At 49.3% G+C, this 17,029-nt stretch carries 17 protein-coding genes; 10 read left to right on the top strand and 7 right to left on the bottom strand.

Annotation, left to right across the window (positions count from 1 at the left end; translation table 11 throughout):
* Positions 1-32: 32 nt before the first annotated feature.
* Together R2X38_RS16550 and argS are read right to left on the bottom strand one after the other, a co-directional pair.
* Complete coding sequence (locus R2X38_RS16550; RefSeq protein WP_317523431.1) at positions 33-1,052, bottom strand: GGDEF domain-containing protein; 1,020 nt, start codon at positions 1,050-1,052, stop codon at positions 33-35.
* Positions 1,053-1,213: 161 nt separating this feature from the next.
* Positions 1,214-2,944, bottom strand: coding sequence for an arginine--tRNA ligase (argS, locus tag R2X38_RS16545; RefSeq protein ID WP_317523430.1), 1,731 nt, complete (start codon positions 2,942-2,944; stop codon positions 1,214-1,216).
* Between the two features lie 423 nt (positions 2,945-3,367).
* On the opposite strand from argS, the gene R2X38_RS16540 reads away from it, so the two are divergent.
* Positions 3,368-3,958: a VOC family protein gene (locus tag R2X38_RS16540; protein ID WP_317523429.1), complete on the top strand. Its 591-nt coding sequence runs from the start codon at positions 3,368-3,370 to the stop codon at positions 3,956-3,958.
* 174 nt (positions 3,959-4,132) lie between these two features.
* Here R2X38_RS16540 and purU read toward each other — a convergent pair whose 3' ends face one another.
* Positions 4,133-4,966 (bottom strand): formyltetrahydrofolate deformylase, encoded by an 834-nt coding sequence (gene purU, locus R2X38_RS16535; protein WP_317523428.1) that lies wholly within the window; start codon positions 4,964-4,966, stop codon positions 4,133-4,135.
* Positions 4,967-5,175: 209 nt separating this feature from the next.
* On the opposite strand from purU, the gene R2X38_RS16530 reads away from it, so the two are divergent.
* The 7 genes from R2X38_RS16530 to rnd all read left to right on the top strand — a co-directional run bounded on the left by R2X38_RS16530 (position 5,176) and on the right by rnd (position 12,776).
* The gene (locus R2X38_RS16530; protein ID WP_317523427.1) at positions 5,176-7,134 is read left to right on the top strand and encodes an ATP-dependent DNA helicase; all 1,959 of its coding nucleotides are present in this window, start codon (positions 5,176-5,178) and stop codon (positions 7,132-7,134) included.
* Positions 7,135-7,836: a tRNA (adenosine(37)-N6)-threonylcarbamoyltransferase complex dimerization subunit type 1 TsaB gene (gene tsaB, locus R2X38_RS16525; RefSeq protein ID WP_317523426.1), complete on the top strand. Its 702-nt coding sequence runs from the start codon at positions 7,135-7,137 to the stop codon at positions 7,834-7,836.
* Positions 7,837-7,913: 77 nt separating this feature from the next.
* Complete coding sequence (locus R2X38_RS16520; protein WP_317523425.1) at positions 7,914-8,195, top strand: hypothetical protein; 282 nt, start codon at positions 7,914-7,916, stop codon at positions 8,193-8,195.
* Between the two features lie 65 nt (positions 8,196-8,260).
* Positions 8,261-8,815, top strand: coding sequence for a Slp family lipoprotein (locus R2X38_RS16515; RefSeq protein ID WP_317523424.1), 555 nt, complete (start codon positions 8,261-8,263; stop codon positions 8,813-8,815).
* Positions 8,816-8,824: 9 nt separating this feature from the next.
* A complete protein-coding gene (locus tag R2X38_RS16510) occupies positions 8,825-9,739 on the top strand; it encodes an alpha/beta hydrolase (RefSeq protein WP_317523423.1) in 915 nt (304 codons plus the stop codon).
* Between the two features lie 110 nt (positions 9,740-9,849).
* Positions 9,850-11,535 carry a long-chain-fatty-acid--CoA ligase FadD gene (gene fadD, locus R2X38_RS16505; RefSeq protein WP_317523422.1) on the top strand — a complete coding sequence of 562 codons (1,686 nt, stop codon included), beginning with the start codon at positions 9,850-9,852 and terminating at the stop codon, positions 11,533-11,535.
* A gap of 116 nt (positions 11,536-11,651) precedes the next feature.
* Positions 11,652-12,776 carry a ribonuclease D gene (gene rnd / locus R2X38_RS16500; protein WP_317523421.1) on the top strand — a complete coding sequence of 375 codons (1,125 nt, stop codon included), beginning with the start codon at positions 11,652-11,654 and terminating at the stop codon, positions 12,774-12,776.
* An 80-nt stretch (positions 12,777-12,856) separates the two neighbouring features.
* Here rnd and minE read toward each other — a convergent pair whose 3' ends face one another.
* The 3 genes from minE to minC are packed head-to-tail and all read right to left on the bottom strand — an operon-like array spanning position 12,857 to position 14,624.
* The gene (minE, locus tag R2X38_RS16495; protein ID WP_107298536.1) at positions 12,857-13,120 is read right to left on the bottom strand and encodes a cell division topological specificity factor MinE; all 264 of its coding nucleotides are present in this window, start codon (positions 13,118-13,120) and stop codon (positions 12,857-12,859) included.
* A gap of 6 nt (positions 13,121-13,126) precedes the next feature.
* The gene (gene minD / locus R2X38_RS16490; RefSeq protein ID WP_107298537.1) at positions 13,127-13,939 is read right to left on the bottom strand and encodes a septum site-determining protein MinD; all 813 of its coding nucleotides are present in this window, start codon (positions 13,937-13,939) and stop codon (positions 13,127-13,129) included.
* Between the two features lie 22 nt (positions 13,940-13,961).
* Entirely contained in the window at positions 13,962-14,624 is a 663-nt protein-coding gene (minC, locus tag R2X38_RS16485; RefSeq protein WP_317523420.1) for a septum site-determining protein MinC, read from the bottom strand.
* Between the two features lie 222 nt (positions 14,625-14,846).
* Between minC and R2X38_RS16480 the strand changes: the two genes are divergently transcribed.
* Positions 14,847-15,131 carry a YcgL domain-containing protein gene (locus R2X38_RS16480; protein ID WP_317523419.1) on the top strand — a complete coding sequence of 95 codons (285 nt, stop codon included), beginning with the start codon at positions 14,847-14,849 and terminating at the stop codon, positions 15,129-15,131.
* A 3-nt stretch (positions 15,132-15,134) separates the two neighbouring features.
* Positions 15,135-16,103: a lytic murein transglycosylase gene (locus tag R2X38_RS16475; protein ID WP_317523418.1), complete on the top strand. Its 969-nt coding sequence runs from the start codon at positions 15,135-15,137 to the stop codon at positions 16,101-16,103.
* Between the two features lie 279 nt (positions 16,104-16,382).
* Here the strand turns inward: R2X38_RS16475 and R2X38_RS16470 are convergent, their stop codons facing one another.
* Entirely contained in the window at positions 16,383-16,781 is a 399-nt protein-coding gene (locus R2X38_RS16470) for an H-NS family nucleoid-associated regulatory protein (protein ID WP_317523417.1), read from the bottom strand.
* Positions 16,782-17,029 lie beyond the last annotated feature (248 nt).

Here is a 17,029-nt window from a genome sequence, read left to right as displayed (position 1 = left end):
CCGTGAATGCTTCTGTGGCCAGGTTTCTGTGGCTAGGTAATAGGTAAAACGCGGTTTCGACCGAGTTGCTTGGCTTGACTGAGAAAATGATCGGCTCGCTCTATCAGCTTCTCACTGTGTTCATCTTGCTCAGAGGCGCTAATACCAAATGAAGCTGTGACTGAATTGATCCGTTGGCCTGATTTCTTGTCGAGCACTGAGATCTTCTCAATGGCTTTGCGCATGGTCTCTGCTTGCTGACGGGCCGATGGCAGTGATTTATGTGGCAATAGCACGGCAAACTCTTCCCCGCCAAAGCGGTAGGCCTTGGCATAATCCCGGCAGCACTCGGTGAGTCTTTTCGCAACCATTTTCAAGACCTGATCGCCCATCAGATGACCGAACTCGTCATTGAAGCTCTTGAAGTGATCGATATCCAATAGAATCAGGCTAGTTGGGATCTGGTTGTCGAGATAGCTTTGTATGTCCTGATCGAAGGCTCTTCGGTTGTAGAGTTTGGTCAGGGCATCCTCGTTGGCTTGTTGCTGGCTTTTATTCAGTGCAGCCCGCAATGACTGGATCTCTTGCTGGGCCGAATCGAGTTGCCCTTTGAACAGCCCGGTTGATTGGCGCATCTGTTGCGACTCGCGGAGCAGTTCGCGCACCAGGCCGACGGTTTCTTCCAGTGAGATCCCTTCATTACCAACTTGCTCCAGGCGGCCAAACGTACTTTCCAGCGCATTGTGAAAGCTATTGGTATCTGACAGGGTATCCGCCATGCTATGAGATAGCTCCTGCATCATCGCGGTGAGGCTTAGCTTGAGCTGTTTGACATCGCTATCGGTTTGGCTAGCAAGATGATCTTGATAGATGCTTTCACACAGGGTCGGGGTGCAGTGACCGATTGACTCAATACCGCTGTCGAGAGCCATATTGAGCTGGGGATTTTGTTGAGAGCTATAGGTGTACCACAGGGCATAGTTGGTTGGGGTGGTGGGTACCTTATGCTTAATCATCAGGGGAACGGCTTGTTTCAGGATCTCCGTTGATTTCGCAAAGCTGTCGTTATTCATACCTAACATCCATTCTTACGGGTCATCTATACCAACGGCTATTATTGTTGTTCGTTTGGGTTTGACGTTGGTTTATGGCTTCAGAAAATAAAAAAGCCTTCTAAGGATACCCTAGAAGGCTATGAATTATTAGAGATTTATCGAATTATGTAAGCGTTTTCTTACATGCGCTCAAGGGTTTCGATACCAAGAAGGTCCAGACCTTGCTTGATGGTCTTCGCTGTCAGTAGCGCCAGCTTCAGGCGGCTTTGCTTCACTTCTTCTTCAGCGTTCAGAATCGGACACGCTTCGTAGAAGCTTGAGAAGTTACCTGCTAGCTCGAACAGGTAAGAACACATTACGTGAGGGTGCCCTTCACGAGCAACCGTCTGTACCGCTTCTTCGAACTGCAGCAGTTTAGAAAGTAGCGCCTGCTCTTTCTCTTCGTTGATCACAACAGGATGAGTTAGATCAGCCAGCTCAACATCGGCACGCTTGAAGATTGAAGCAACACGGGTGTAAGCGTATTGCATGTAAGGTGCAGTGTTACCTTCGAACGCTAGCATGTTGTCCCAGTCGAAGATGTAGTCAGTAGTACGGTGCTTAGACAGGTCCGCATACTTAACTGCAGCCATTGCAACTGTGTTGGCAATGTTTGCTTTCTCTTCAGCGTCTAGATCCGGGTTCTTTTCTTCGATCAGTTTCGCTGCGCGCTCTTCGGCTTCATCAAGCAGATCGGCGAGGCGAACAGTACCACCGGCACGGGTCTTGAACGGACGACCGTCTTTGCCCAGCATCATACCGAAAGCATGGTGTTCTAGGCTCACTTCCTCTGGCACGTAACCCGCTTTACGGACGATAGTCCAAGCCTGCATCAGGTGCTGGTGCTGGCGCGAGTCGATGAAGTAAAGTACGCGGTCTGCACCAAGCTGCTCGTAACGGTATTTCGCACAAGCGATATCAGTGGTGGTGTACAGGAAGCCGCCGTCGCGCTTCTGGATGATCACACCCATAGGCTCGCCGTCTTTGTTCTTGTACTCGTCGAGGAACACAACCTGAGCGCCGTCATCTTCAACAGCCAGACCTTTTTCTTTCAGATCAGCTACGATGCCAGGCAGCATGTCGTTGTACATCGACTCACCCATTACGTCATCACGGCTTAGTGATACGTTCAGGCGATCGTAGTTACGCTGGTTTTGGATCATTGTCACATCAACCAGCTTCTTCCACATTTCAGCACAGTATTCGTCGCCGCCCTGTAGCTTAACCACGTAGTTACGTGCACGCTCGGCGAAATCCGCATCTTCGTCGTAAAGCTTTTTAGATTCACGGTAGAAAGCTTCCAGATCAGAAAGCTCCATTGATACTTCGCCAGACTCTTTCTGTACACGCTCAAGGTTAGCGATAAGCATACCGAACTGGGTACCCCAGTCACCGATGTGGTTCGCACGGATCACTTTGTGACCTAGGTGCTCAAGAGTACGAACAACGGCATCACCGATGATGGTTGAACGCAGGTGACCAACGTGCATTTCTTTTGCTACGTTTGGAGCCGAGTAGTCAACCACGATGGTTTTCTGCTCTTCTTGCGCTACACCCAGACGTGCATCTTTCAGTGCGCTTTCAGCTTGCTCGGCAAGCCAAGTCTTGCTTAGGAAGATGTTGATAAAGCCAGGACCGGCGATTTCAACTTTTTCAGCAATACCGTCAAGGTCTAGCTGCTCGATAACTTTTTGTGCGAACTCGCGAGGGTTAGTACCCAGTTTTTTGGCTACGCCCATAACACCGTTGGCTTGGTAGTCGCCAAATTGTGCTTTTGCAGACTGGCGAACCGCGGCAGGGCTGCCGGCAGGTGCGCCTGCGGCTTCTAGCGCCTGAGAGACTTTGTCATTAATGAGTGCTTGAATGTTCACACGCTTATCCTTTAAATCGTTTGTAACGCCAAATGAAATGCATATTGGCGAGGCAAAAACGGCACCGTATTCAAGGGATATGACCGTCAAAAATAATCACGACCATTGGCCTATAAAGATAGCACCAAGTGATAATTTTATAACGTGAGTATTTTTGACGGGGCCGCCTCAGAAGTGGGTAGAGGGGAAACATCTTGAATACGCTGGTTGCATTGCCCTAATAATACCCACAAATTTAGGTGCTTTGGCAAGCCGTAAAGGCCATAGATTGCGATTTTTTTTAAATAACCATCGCGGGGTGAAAAATATGCAGGAGTCTAGCAAGCACAAGGGCTTTGCCGATGCTGAAAGGACTGTTGTCAAGCCGAAAACTATGGATAATTATGCGTTCAATCGCTCAGCGTGAATAATCGGAGAAAAGAGATGTACAAGCTAGAACAAAAGGGCCTGTTACCCGAGCAAATGTTGGTCGCGTTGCCCGCCTTTATGGCGAAGATTGAGCGCCTTGCCGAACAGCTGGGCCTATCGCTTGCCGGTTACCAGGCTGACCATATTGCCTTGCGGGTCAATGATTGGGAAACCGCCGAGCAATTACACCAAGCCTGGCTGGCTTACGGCAAGGAATGGTCAACTAACGAAATCAATGGCCGCCCGATTGTGGTGATTGGTTTTGACAAGCCGCTATGCTGCGGCCCATGGCAGATTGAAGCATTGGAATTGCCTTATCCTGGCAACAAAGTCTACCCACAAGAAGGCTGGGAACATGTCGAGTTTGTTATCCCGTCAAAAGCAGCCGATACCGAGGCATTGAAAATCACGCTTGATGAGGCTTTCCCGCAATTAGCAGGGCTGTGGGGTGAATTGGAAGATAAGGGCATCAAGGTCAAAGCCAGCAGCCCGTCAGGCGAAAAAGAGCGCCTATCTAACCCAACGTACGCCTTCAAGCATGACGGCGTATGTATCAAGCTGCACCCGCATTCGTTGAAGGCGGTCATTGAAAGTGAAGCGGAGTAAGCAAAGAAGTCACTCCTTCATTGAGCTGATCGAATATGCGGTACTGGTTCTGCGAGAGTAGCAGGGTAAATTAGCAAAACCTACCCACCATGGACGGTGGGTCGGAGCGACATGGATGTCTTTATGCGTATTTGATAATTTGCCCTGCTGCTTGGCGCTTCGTGTTGTTGCTAATTACAAAATCACCGTCCGGTTACCGTAGACAAACACCCGGTCATCAATCACCAAGCCTAGTGCTTTGCTTAGCACTGACTTTTCGACATCTCTCCCCGCCCGCGCCATATCCTCGGCACTGAAGTTATGGTCAACCGGAATCACGTTCTGGGTAATGATCGGGCCCTCATCAAGATCGTTGGTCACAAAGTGGGCTGTGGCACCGATAATTTTCACCCCGCGCTCAAACGCTTGCTGGTAAGGCTTGGCACCAATAAACGCCGGTAGGAAGCTGTGGTGAATATTGATAATTTTATGGGGGAACTGGGCCACGAAGTTTGGCGTTAGGATCCGCATATATTTGGCCAGTACCACATAATCCGGGGTGTATTGCTGAACGGTTTCCAACAACAGGGCTTCGTGCTCGTCGCGGCTGAGCCCTTCGTGGCTGACATGATGGAAGGGAATATCAAATTTGGTGGCCAAATCCGCAAGGTGGTCATAGTTACCGACAATGGCGGCAATCTCGATATCCAAGGTGCCGTCGAAGGTCTTGACCAAGATATCCCCCAAGCAATGGGCTTCCTTGGTGACCATAATCACCACCCGCTTGCGATCGGAACTGATCAGGCGGCGGTGGCTGCCTTCTGGCAGGGCGCGGTCCAAGTCATATAGGAATGTCTCGTCATTGAAGTAGCCTTCCAGTTCGGTGCGCATAAAGAACTGGCTGTGGGAATGATCGACAAATTCATTGTTGTGGACAATGTTGAGTTGGTGCTTGTAGCAGATGTTGGTGATTTTGCTGATCAGGCCCATTGCGTCCGGGCAGTCGGTCAGCAGGGTTTTCTTTTCCATGGTGCTCTTCCTTGAACTACTATTTTTAACAATCCGATTTATTAGTATTTACCTTGGATTGCTTTCGGGGTCAAAGTCTAAATCTTGAACTGGAATAAATCATGGCTGCTAGCTGGGAATATTGGCATAATGGCCGGTCAATCAAGGGCCATGCCCAAAGTCCGTTTTTCTAAACCCCAATAGTTGAAAGCCTAGAGACTCAAACGTCTATGATAGCCAAGTTTTTTGCCTCCGGTGGTGCGCTGGATAAAGCCATTCCGGGGTTCCAGGCCCGCCAGCCGCAAATCGATATGGCGCAGGCCGTGGCCGACGCCATTAAAACCGAGAGCCAGCTTGTGGTCGAGGCGGGAACCGGTACCGGCAAGACGTTTGCCTACTTGGTACCAGCCCTGGTCAGCGGCAAGAAAACCATTATCTCGACCGGCTCCAAGAACCTTCAGGAACAGTTGTTCCACCGCGATTTGCCGTTAATGGCTGATGCCCTCGGCTTTACCGGCCGGGTGTCTTTGCTTAAGGGGCGCTCCAACTACCTGTGTCTTGACCGCCTTAGCCGTCAGATCACCGAAAGCCATGGTGTCCATACCGATCCCAAATTACTCAGTCAATTGGTGCAGGTCAGAAGCTGGTCATCCTCGACCAAAAGCGGCGACCTGGGTGATTGTGAAGACATTGCCGAAGATAGCCCGGTGATCCCGATGATCACCTCGACCAATGACAACTGTCTCGGCCGCGAGTGTCCGTCCTATGAAGACTGTTTTGTGGTCAAGGCCCGTCGCAGAGCGATGGAAGCCGATGTCGTGGTGGTTAACCACCATCTGTTCTTGGCAGATCAGGCTATCAAGGAAACCGGTTTTGGTGAGCTGATCCCCGAAGCGGAAGTGTTCATCTTTGACGAAGCACACCAGATGCCGGATATTGCCAGCCAGTACTTTGGCCAGAGCTTGTCCAGCCGCCAAATTCAAGAGCTGGCCAAAGATGTCGAGATTGGCTATCGCACTGAAGCTAAAGACATGCGTCAGCTGCAAAAGACGGCCGATAGGCTGCACCAGGCCGCGGCTGATATGCGGATTGTGCTGGGTGAACCCGGATTTCGCGGCAACTGGCGAGAAGCCAATGCCAGCCCGACGATACAGCGTGAAATTACCCGCTTGAGTGATGCGTTGGACTTGACCCATGAAGTGCTGAAGCTGTCATTGGGCCGGAGCCAGTTATTGGATGCCGCCTTCGAGCGGGCGACGTTGATCAAGGCACGCTTGGAGCGGGTTTGCGATACCAGCATTACGGGTTATTCCTATTGGTATGAATGTACCCCGCGCCACTTTAGCTTGCATATTACGCCGTTGTCGGTAGCCGATAAGTTCAGCGAGCAGGTAGAGCAACAGGGCGGGGCGTGGATTTTTACCTCGGCCACCTTGGCGGTGAATGAGGACTTCAGCCATTTCAGTGAGCGGTTAGGGCTCAAACCCAAACAGCAGTTTTCACTGGAAAGCCCGTTTGATTACCAACAGCAGGCTTTGCTTTGTGTGCCCCGTTTCTTGCCTGAACCCAATAGCTTCGGTATCGCCGACCGGTTGGTGGAGATGCTGGCTCCGGTTATTGAAGACAATAGCGGGCGGTGTTTCTTCCTGTGCACTTCGCACCAGATGGTCCGTGATTTAGCCGAAGGGTTCCGTGCTAAACTCGACTTGCCCGTATTGGTGCAAGGGGAAACCACCAAGCAGAAGTTGCTGGCAGAATATCTCGAGCGGGGCAACGCCTTACTGATAGCCACCGGTGCCTTCTGGGAAGGGGTGGATGTTAGAGGACAGGCCCTAAGCTGTGTTATCATTGACAAATTACCCTTTACAGCGCCGGATGACCCGCTGCTTAAAGCGCGTATTGAGGATTGCCGCTTACGCGGTGGCGATCCTTTTGCGCAAGTACAGATCCCGGATGCGGTGATCACCCTCAAGCAGGGGGTCGGCCGATTGATCCGCGACAAGCAGGACAAAGGTGTTCTGGTGATCTGTGACAACCGGTTAGTCACGCGCCCTTACGGTGCCGTATTTCTTAACAGCCTGCCGCCCATCCCGCGTACCCGGGATGTGATTGGCGTCGGGCAATTTTTATCTTCGGTAAATGGTCAGCAAGCGTCTGCCGATACCGAAGAACAGCATTCAGAGGCTTGAATGAGCAACAAAATCCTTGCAGTAGATACTGCCACCGAAAACTGTTCCGTTGCCCTGCTTGTGGGCGATGAAGTGATTTCTCACTGTGAATACGCACCGCGTGAGCACACCACCAAAGTGTTGCCTATGGTTGACAGCGTACTGGCCCAGGCTGGCCTGAAGCTAAACCAGTTAGATGCGCTGGCATTCGGCCGCGGTCCGGGTAGCTTTACCGGCGTGCGCATCGGTATTGGTATCGCCCAGGGTTTGGCATTCGGTGCTGATCTGCCAATGGTGGGTGTTTCAACGCTGGCGGCGATGGCACAGGGTACATACCGTCAGCATCAGGCTGAACAGGTGATGGCAGCCATTGATGCCCGTATGAATGAAATCTACTGGGGACAGTACCGCCGTCAGGGCGATGGTGATTGGGTGGTGCAGGGGAGCGAGCTGGTTATCAAGCCTGAGATGCTGATCACGCAACTACCGGAGAGTGAAGGTCAGTGGTTAACGGCTGGTACAGGTTGGGAAAGTTATGCTGAGGCATTGGCACAATTACCTGTTGAAACCGTTTCAGGCTCTGTTTTGTATCCTGACGCGGCCGATATGGTGCATTTAGCCCAATATGCATTTGCACGTGGCGAGGCTGTAGCAGCCGAAGAAGCAAGCCCTGTGTATCTTCGCGATACTGTTACCTGGAAAAAATTGCCAGGCCGCGAATAATACACTTGCCTCATTGCCGTGTATGCATACTATTGTATTAGCATGCTCGGCAATTATTTGGATACTGGACGTTTCCTATGGTTTCTATTCAGCGCCTCCCTGTCACCATCCCCCAAGCCCCGTCGAAGACGAAAATCTCCCGCGCCTCCGTTCAGGATGCCAGTGAGCCTACACCCGTCGCCAAAGCTGTCGCCCAGTCTGTTCGTGATCCTGAAGTGTTGAACGCAGCCCACTCCCATATTCAGTACGACCAACCTGAGGGTCAAAATCGCCAGGCATTGGAGAGTTATTTGGGTGTGATGCATCAGCAAAAGCGCGATGAACTCTCGATGTTGGTTGGGGTCGATGTATATGTTTAAGCGCGATTAGTTGCCTGAACCTCGGGGAATTGCGCGGATATTCATCATTTACAATGGAGTTACCTATGTTTAGGAAGCTAATCGTTGGGTTGCTTGCTGCGACTATGATAGGCTGCGCCGCGGTGCCTGAGAGCCTGATGACCGACAGCGAAAATCCGATCACTGATGTGATGGCACTGAGTGATCCTGCCGGCCAGGAGCTTGGGCAGGCTATTCGCCTTGGCGGTATGATTGCTGCTATTGATAATGGTGAGCAGAAAACCCGATTGGAGATTGTTGCCATGCCGATAGGCAGTGATGGTAAGCCTAAATTGGGGAATAGCACCCAGAAACGTTTTGTTGCATATGTCGATGGCTTTCTCGAGCCGATGGAATATCATCCTGGTCGGTTGATTTCTGTTGCTGGTCATGTTGATGGCGAGGAAGACGGCAAAGTTGGTGAGTTCAACTACCGGTTCCCTGTGGTTGCCGCTTCAGGAACCCAGTTGTGGCAAGTGAGGCAGGAGGTCTGGATTGATGACTTTGACCGCTACAGAAGTTGTATTGGTCTGCATTGCTCACCAAGCCTGATTAACAAAGGATTTTCCCGCGCTGAAGTCAGGGAGCGGGTGACCAAGTAGATAGCCGCCATGTATCAGATTGAATTTCAGCTGGCTGAACAGCCGTTATCGGGGCTTGCCTCGTTTCCAACCGAGCAACCTATCGCTGACAAGTCCCAGTTAAGCGGTATCTTAGCGCCAAAACCGGTGATGGTGATGCTGCATGGCTGGCAGGATAACGCGGCCAGTTTTGCCCCTTTGTTTGGTCCACTTGCAGAACATTTCCATGTTATTGCGATTGACTGGCCCGGTCATGGGCTATCGGCACCCAGGGCGGCAGATAATTTTTACCATTTTGTCGATTATGTTGATGATCTGGCTCAGCTGGTCGAGTTATTGGATCAACCTCAGGTGACGCTTGTTGGCCATTCGATGGGGGCCTTGGTCTCGGTCTGTTATGCGGCCGCCTTTAGCGATAAGGTTGCCTCGTTGAGCTTAATCGAAGGGCTGGCACCGTTATCCGAACAGACATTCAATGCTCCTGAAAGGCTGCGGCAGGGTATCCAAAGTCGTCAGCGCTATCGTGCCAGGGCGCAGCAGCGTCAAAGCCGCTCAATGGCGACATTTCAACAAGCGCTCGATCTGCGCTGCTCGGTGAATGATGTGCTGCCTGAACACATTCAGCCAGTGGTTGAGCGGGCTGTGTTGCAACGAGAGGGACGCTGGTATTGGCGTCACGACAACCGCCTGCGCTGTGATTCCTTGTATAGGATGTCGCCTGATCATATTGATGCCCTGATTTCCGCCTTAACTTGTCCGGTGTTATCGATTATTGGGCAAACGGGCTATCGGCGACTGAAGCTGCAACATCCAGAGGCTCAAGGATGGAAAAAGCTTAAGCAAGTTGAAGTCGCGGGTGGCCACCACTGCCACCTTCAGAGCTCGGAAAGGGTGGCTGAAGAGATATTGTTGTTTAGTTCAAAATTTAATGCATTGGCCGAATAGGCCAGTGTTACTTGTATGTTAATTGTGCTGTAATTGTGGTGTAAACACATGTTTTAAATACCCGTTAGCACATATAGGCACCATGCCAAATTCAAAAAGGAGAGTGCAAAGTGGATAAGGTTTGGCTTAACCGCTATCCGGAAGATGTACCGGCTGAAATCAACCCGGATCAGTATCCGTCGTTGGTTGAAATGTTTGAGCAATCTGTACAGAAGTACGCTGATCAGACTGCATTTATCAATATGGGTCAGGTGATGACCTTCCGTAAACTGGAAGAGCGAAGCCGTGCTTTTGCTGCTTACCTGCAAAATGAGCTGAAGCTAAAGAAGGGTGATCGCGTTGCCGTGATGATGCCGAATCTGCTTCAGTACCCGATTGCCCTGTTTGGTATTTTGCGTGCCGGTTGTGTGGTGGTGAATGTTAACCCACTTTATACTCCGCGAGAGCTAGAACACCAGTTGAACGATTCTGGTGCCAAGGCTATCGTCATTGTTTCTAACTTCGCCCACACCCTTGAAAGCATCGTTAAAAATACCAGTGTTCAGCATGTAGTACTGACCAGCCTGGGTGATCAGCTATCTCGCCCGAAAGGCACCTTGGTTAACTTTGTGGTGAAGTACATCAAGAAGATGGTGCCTAAGTATCATCTTCCCCACGCCACATCAATGCGTATGGCGCTGCGTAAAGGCCGCCGCATGCAATATGTGAAACCATTTATGTCTGGTGAAGATACTGCTTTCCTTCAGTACACTGGTGGTACAACTGGTGTTGCCAAGGGGGCGATTCTTAGTCACCGCAATATGCTGGCAAATGTGATGCAGGCAAAAGGTGCCTATGGCCCGGTACTGACCGAAGGCCGTGAGCTTATTGTGACCGCTTTGCCGCTTTACCATGTCTTTGCCCTGACTGTGAACTGCTTGCTGTTCATTGAAATGGGTGGCCGTAACCTGCTGATCACCAACCCGCGTGATATCCCGACTTTTGTCAAAGAGTTGCAGCGTTACCCATTCACAGCAATCACAGGTGTGAATACCTTGTTCAATGCCCTGGTCAACAATGAAGATTTCCACGAAATCGACTTCAGCCAGCTACGCCTATCGGTAGGCGGAGGTATGGCTGTCCAGCGTGCTGTGGCTGACAAGTGGAAACAAATTACCGGCAACTACCTGCTGGAAGGCTATGGTCTGACCGAGTGTTCACCGCTGGTGGCCGCTTACCCGTATGATCTAACCGACTATAATGGTTCTATCGGTTTGCCGGTGCCATCGACAGACGTGCGTATTGTTGATGACGAAGGTCAGGTACTGGGTAACGATCAGACAGGTGAACTGCAGGTGCGTGGTCCGCAGGTAATGCAGGGTTACTGGCAGCGCCCGGAAGCGAGTAAAGAAGTGCTGACCGAAGACGGTTGGTTATCGACCGGTGATATCGTTCGCTTCGATGAAGAAGGCTTCCTGCACATTGTTGATCGCAAGAAAGATATGATTTTGGTATCGGGCTTCAATGTTTACCCGAATGAAATCGAAGATGTGGTTGCTCTGAACAGCAAGGTACTTGAGGTGGCAGCCATTGGTGAGCCGCATGAAGTATCTGGTGAGGTCGTTAAAGTTTGTGTGGTTAAACGCGATGCCAGCCTGACTCGTGAAGAGTTGCTTGAGCACTGTCGTGAGCACTTAACCGGCTATAAGATCCCTAAAATTGTTGAGTTCCGTGATGAACTGCCAAAGACCAATGTCGGTAAGATCCTCCGCCGTGCTTTGCGTGAAGAGTCCAACCAGCAAACTCAGGATGCGTAACCGTATCCTCAATTAGAACTCAAAATGCCGGCGATTAGCCGGCATTTTATTCCATATTGGGCAATATTCTGCTTTATTAGCCTTGAGCCCAGTTTGGTATTTGTGGTGAAGATATAGTGAATTTTGAAATGATCACCAGCCGCACGCGGTTGGAAACAATCTGTCTTCAGGCGCGTCGCCAGTCGGCAGTCATGCTGGATACCGAGTTTGTCAGAACCCGAACCCTTTATCCTAAGCTGGGTTTGATCCAGTTGTTCGATGGCGAGTCGTTGGCATTGATCGACCCGCTGGCTATCGACGATCTAGAGCCTTTATGGGAGCTACTGCGCGATCAGTCGGTGATCAAGGTTCTCCATGCTTGCGGCGAAGATTTGGAAGTTTTCCAATATTATGCCGGTTGCTTGCCGGTGCCGATGATTGATACCCAGGTGATGGCCTCGTTCCTTGGCTATGGGGTGTCAGCAGGTTTTGGTACGCTGGTGAAAGATTTCTTGGGTATCGAGCTTGATAAAGGTGAAGCGCGAACCAATTGGCTGGCTCGTCCACTCACCGATCGCCAGCTTGATTATGCTGCCGCTGATGTGTATTACCTGTTGCCGCTATACCAGAAACTGATGCCGTTGGTTGAAGCCAAAGGCTGGCAGGAAGCTTTGGCGCAGGAGTGTGCAGGTTTGATGCTCAAGCGAGTGAAAACCTTGGATCCAGAAAAAGCCTACCTTGATATTAAAAACGCCTGGCAGCTGAACCCAAAACAGCTGGCGATTTTACAAAAAGTGGCCAAATGGCGGGTACTGGAAGCGCGTAAGCGCGATTTGGCCCTGAACTTTATCGTCAAAGAGCTGAATCTATGGAAGCTGGCCCGCTACGGCATCAAGTCCAAGGCTGTGATGGCCAAAGAAGGTTTCGATAACATGGAAATTCAGCGCCACGCCAACCGGTTGCTGAAAATGGTTCATGATGTCGATGACATGCCTGAAGAGCAGTACCCTGAGAGAATCACCCGTCTTGTTGATTTGCCTGGCTACAAGCAGAAAGTGAAGCATATTAAAGATGTGGTTACGCGGGTAGAGCAAGAGACTGGGTTGATGGCGGAGTTCTTGGCGTCGAAGAAGCAAATCAACCAGCTGATTTCATGGGCGTGGAAAAAAGAGCGTTCAGAAGATCATATGCCAGATATGCTCAAAACTTGGCGCAAGCCGCTATTCGAAGACAAAGTCCTGCCTTTACTGCAGTCAAAATAAGCGCTGTGAAAAAAGTGCAGTGTAAAGAAAAGCCCCGCTCAAGCTTATTGAGCGGGGCTTTTTGGCAACTGACCCAGATATTATTTCTCTTCGTCTGGCAGGGTGACGTTGAGCTCCAGCACAGAAAGATCTTCTTCTTTCTGGTCGAGGTTGACGGTAACCTGATCCGGACTGATCTCGACATATTTGCGGATCACATCCAGAATATCCTGCTTCAACTGCGGTAAGTAGCTAGGTGCACCCTGATCGGCAGAGCGGCGTTCAGCAACGATAATTTGCAGGCGCTCTTTGGCTACACTGGCAGTCGTTGGTCTCTTGGGGCGGAAGAATTCTAACAATGCCATCGTGTATTACCCTCCGAACAGACGTTTTAGGAAGCCTTTCTTCTCTTCTTCAAGGAAGCGGAACGGGCGCTCTTCGCCAAGCAGGCGGGCAACCGTGTCTTCGTAGGCGATACCGGCATCAGACTCTTTGTCGAAAATCACCGGTTCACCCTTGTTCGAGGCGTTCAGTACTGCCTGGCTTTCCGGGATCACGCCGAGTAACGGTATGTGTAGGATTTCTTCGACATCACCCACGCTTAGCATCTCGCCCAGTGTGACACGGGCCGGGTTGTAGCGAGTCAGCAGTAGGTGCGTCTTTACCGGTTCTTCAGCTTGCTCGGCACGGCGAGACTTGGAGTCAAGAATGCCTAGAATCCGGTCGGAGTCACGAACAGATGAGACTTCAGGGTTGGTGGTAACAATGGCTTCGTCGGCAAAGTACAGGGCCATCAGTGCACCAGTCTCGATACCTGCTGGTGAATCACAGATGATGAACTCAAAGCCCATTTCTGCCATGTCATTGAAGACACGCTCTACACCTTCACGGCTGAGGGCATCTTTGTCGCGGGTTTGCGAAGCGGGTAGGACGTATAGATTGTCGACACGCTTGTCTTTGATTAGCGCCTGGTTGAGGTTGGCTTCACCATTGATGACGTTGACGAAGTCATAGACTACACGGCGCTCGCAGCCCATGATGAGATCAAGGTTACGCAGGCCGATATCGAAATCGATCACCGCTGTTTTCTTGCCGCTAAGCGCAAGACCCGATGCAATAGCTGCACTCGAGGTAGTTTTACCAACGCCACCTTTACCTGAGGTAACAACGATAATACGAGCCATCTTATAAATTCCTTATTAAACGTTATAGAGCCATCTGCTCTATGTTCAAATTGTTTTCAGCAAGCGAGATAACGACATTTTGTCCCCAGAACTCTTGTTGTATTTTGTCACTCAACCAGTAGTTCCCTGCGATTGAGATGAGTTCCGGCTGTAAGTTATGGCAGAAAATCTTTGCCTCTTTTTGACCGCTGGCCCCAGCGATAGCACGGCCTCTTAAAGTTCCGTAGACATGGATACAGCCATCAGCAATGATCTCCGCCGCCGCACTCACATGTCCAAGCACTATCAAATCACTATTTTTAGCATAAATTTGTTGGCCTGACCGAACCGGATTTTTAATGATTTTTGTCGGTGTCATCACAGGTTCAGCTGCTTTGGCCTGTTTTGCCGCATTCATAATGGCAAAACCAGCCTGCTTGGCTTGTGCTTGTAGCTCCGGTTGCTTACAGCCGCTGATCCCAACAGGGATCATTCCTGCTTCATGGACTTGGCTTTTTAGCAAAGCGAAGTCCAATTTACTGTCGACTTGGCTGACATCAATAACGATGGGAGCGGCTGAAAAGAAATTAGGCGCCTGTTCAACCTTCTCTTTCAGAAAGTTGACTGCTTGCTGTATGTCGCCATCCACGAGGTGGAGGGCAGAGAGGGTAAATGAGCCTCCCTTGAGTTCTGCAGATTTTGTCATGTGTATTGATGACTGTCGCTAAATTAGTCGTCCGGGAACGTTATCTCTTGGGTAACTTGCATGTTATATTCCAAAGCGTATATCAGCAAGCTATCCTTGCTTTTGCGTTGGAATTTCAGACAACCGTCTCATCAAGTAGGCGATCCCCCTCTTTAAAGGGAATGATTCAGTCGAATTGTTGTCTGACAAAATAGCGAAATTAACGAACAGGTTACCGACAATATGTTGTGTGCAATTTACAAAAGCCCTAAAAAAGACAATACCTACCTTTATATCAACAACAAAGATGACTTCTCGCCAGTACCTGAAACTTTGTTGAAAACATTTGGTACGCCACAATTTGTCATGGTACTTAAGTTAGAAGAACGACATAAGTTGGCACAGGCCGATATCGAAAAAGTCAAAGCGGAACTTAAAGAGAAAGGGTATTACCTGCAAGTACCGCCTCCCGTGCCAAACTTACTGGAGAAATACAAAGCGGACAAAGCCGCCAGCAGCCAAGGATAAACTATGCATAAGCGATTGATATCGGCCTTTGTGGCCTTAGGGTTAGGATTATCATCGGCAGTTTATGCTGATGAGGGGTTTGATAATTATGTCGAGGGACTAAAAGTAGAAGCCCGTGAAAAAGGAATTTCAGAGTCGATTATCAACTCTGCTCTTGATGGCATTACTTTTGTTGAACGTGCAGTAAAAGCGGATAAAAATCAACCAGAGCGCAAATTAACCCTGGATGAGTATATTCCCCGTGCAGTTCCGGCCTGGAAAGTAAAACAGGCTAACGAGCTCTACCGTAAGCATAAAACGACGTTGGATAAAATTGGTCAGCAGTACGGTGTTCAGCCTCGATTTATTGTTGCTCTATGGGGCGTTGAAAGTAATTTCGGTCGCTTAATGGGGAATTATAACGTTGTTGAGGCGTTATCAACGCTTGCTTATGAAGGTCGGCGTGAAGCGTTTTTTCGCAGTCAGGTAATGGCAGCATTGGAAATATTGGATGCGGGTCATATTAGCCCTGAAGATATGAAGGGTTCTTGGGCCGGCGCGATGGGGCAGCCCCAGTTTATGCCTACGTCATTTTTATCTTACGCAGTTGATGGCAATAACGACGGTAAGATAGATATCTGGCAGACCGAGGCGGATGTTTTTGCCTCTGCTGCAAATTATTTAAAGAAGGCGGGCTGGGATGATCAATATACATGGGGTCGCCAAGTTTCCCTGCCCGCTTCTATCGATGCGTCGTTGATGGGCGTAGAGAAGAACAAGGCTCGTTCTTTAGCAGAGTGGCAGAAGTTAGGCGTTCGGCGTTTCAATGGTCAGGCACTACCGAGTGTTGATATTAATGCTTGGCTTATTCAACCTGATGATAAACATGGCCGTGCCTACCTTATCTACGGCAATTATCAATCCTTGTTGAACTGGAACCGTTCACATTATTTCGCCTTGGCCGTGAGCCACTTGGCAGATCAGATCCGCTAAAGATAAAAATATGACAAAGAAGCCAGACCTTAGAGTCTGGTTTTTTATGCTCTTTAGCAAATAACCCATACACGACATAAGTTGATTTACCCTACACGCCGCTTATACCTACTTAGAGTAGGGGAAGAGGAAATATACTCTATGGGAAGGGGCTTTCCGCAAAAAATAAATAAATCTCGTTTAAAATCAGTTGTTTGTGTTTTTTTTGTGGGGTTGGGTTCAGAAAATAAAAAACCCAGCAATTGCTGGGTTTTTTAGGTATTCATTAAAGACGTTGAATTATTTGATTTCAAAATCTTCTAGAGACTTACCTTCATCAAGCGCTTTTTTCAGTGCGCTTGGAGTACGGCCTTGGCCTGTCCACGTTTTCTCTTCACCATTTTCATCAAGGAAACGGTATTTAGCTGGACGCTGTGCACGTTTTGCTTTAGGTGCTTTATTTAGAGTTGCTAGAAGCTCTTCAGGGTCAATGCCGTCGGCTAGTAGCATTTCACGGTATTGAGCTAGTTTCTCTGTACGTTCTTTTTCTTTAGCGATTTCTTCAGCTTCTGCTTCTTCACGCTCAGAAACGACAGTTTGAAGCTTTTCTAGTGCTTCTTGTAGTTGCTCAAGAGAATATTCACGAGAAAGTGCGCGAAGGCTGCGAAGGTTAAGTAGCGCTTTCATTGCATCAGACATTTTTTAATTTCCTGTAGGTCCAAAACTATAAAATAATAATAGCAGTGACAATTCAATAGTTGCAATAATAATACTTTTAATACGGTGTTGCCAAATAAAAAATGAAGGGTTCATTTAAATTTTTGCAATTTATCGGGTTCATTTCTCATTTGTAATAAAATGTAATGGTCAGGATAAGTAAATATTCTTATCTAAAATCATCTCGTACTGATAAATATTTGCCATCAATTTCATATGTGAAAGGTATA

The organism is Photobacterium rosenbergii (assembly GCF_033022775.1).
In the GTDB taxonomy this organism is placed as follows: Bacteria; Pseudomonadota; Gammaproteobacteria; order Enterobacterales; family Vibrionaceae; genus Photobacterium; species Photobacterium rosenbergii_A.
The sequence above is the reverse complement of the archived record's forward strand: the minus strand, read 5'-3'. Positions and strand labels throughout refer to the sequence as shown.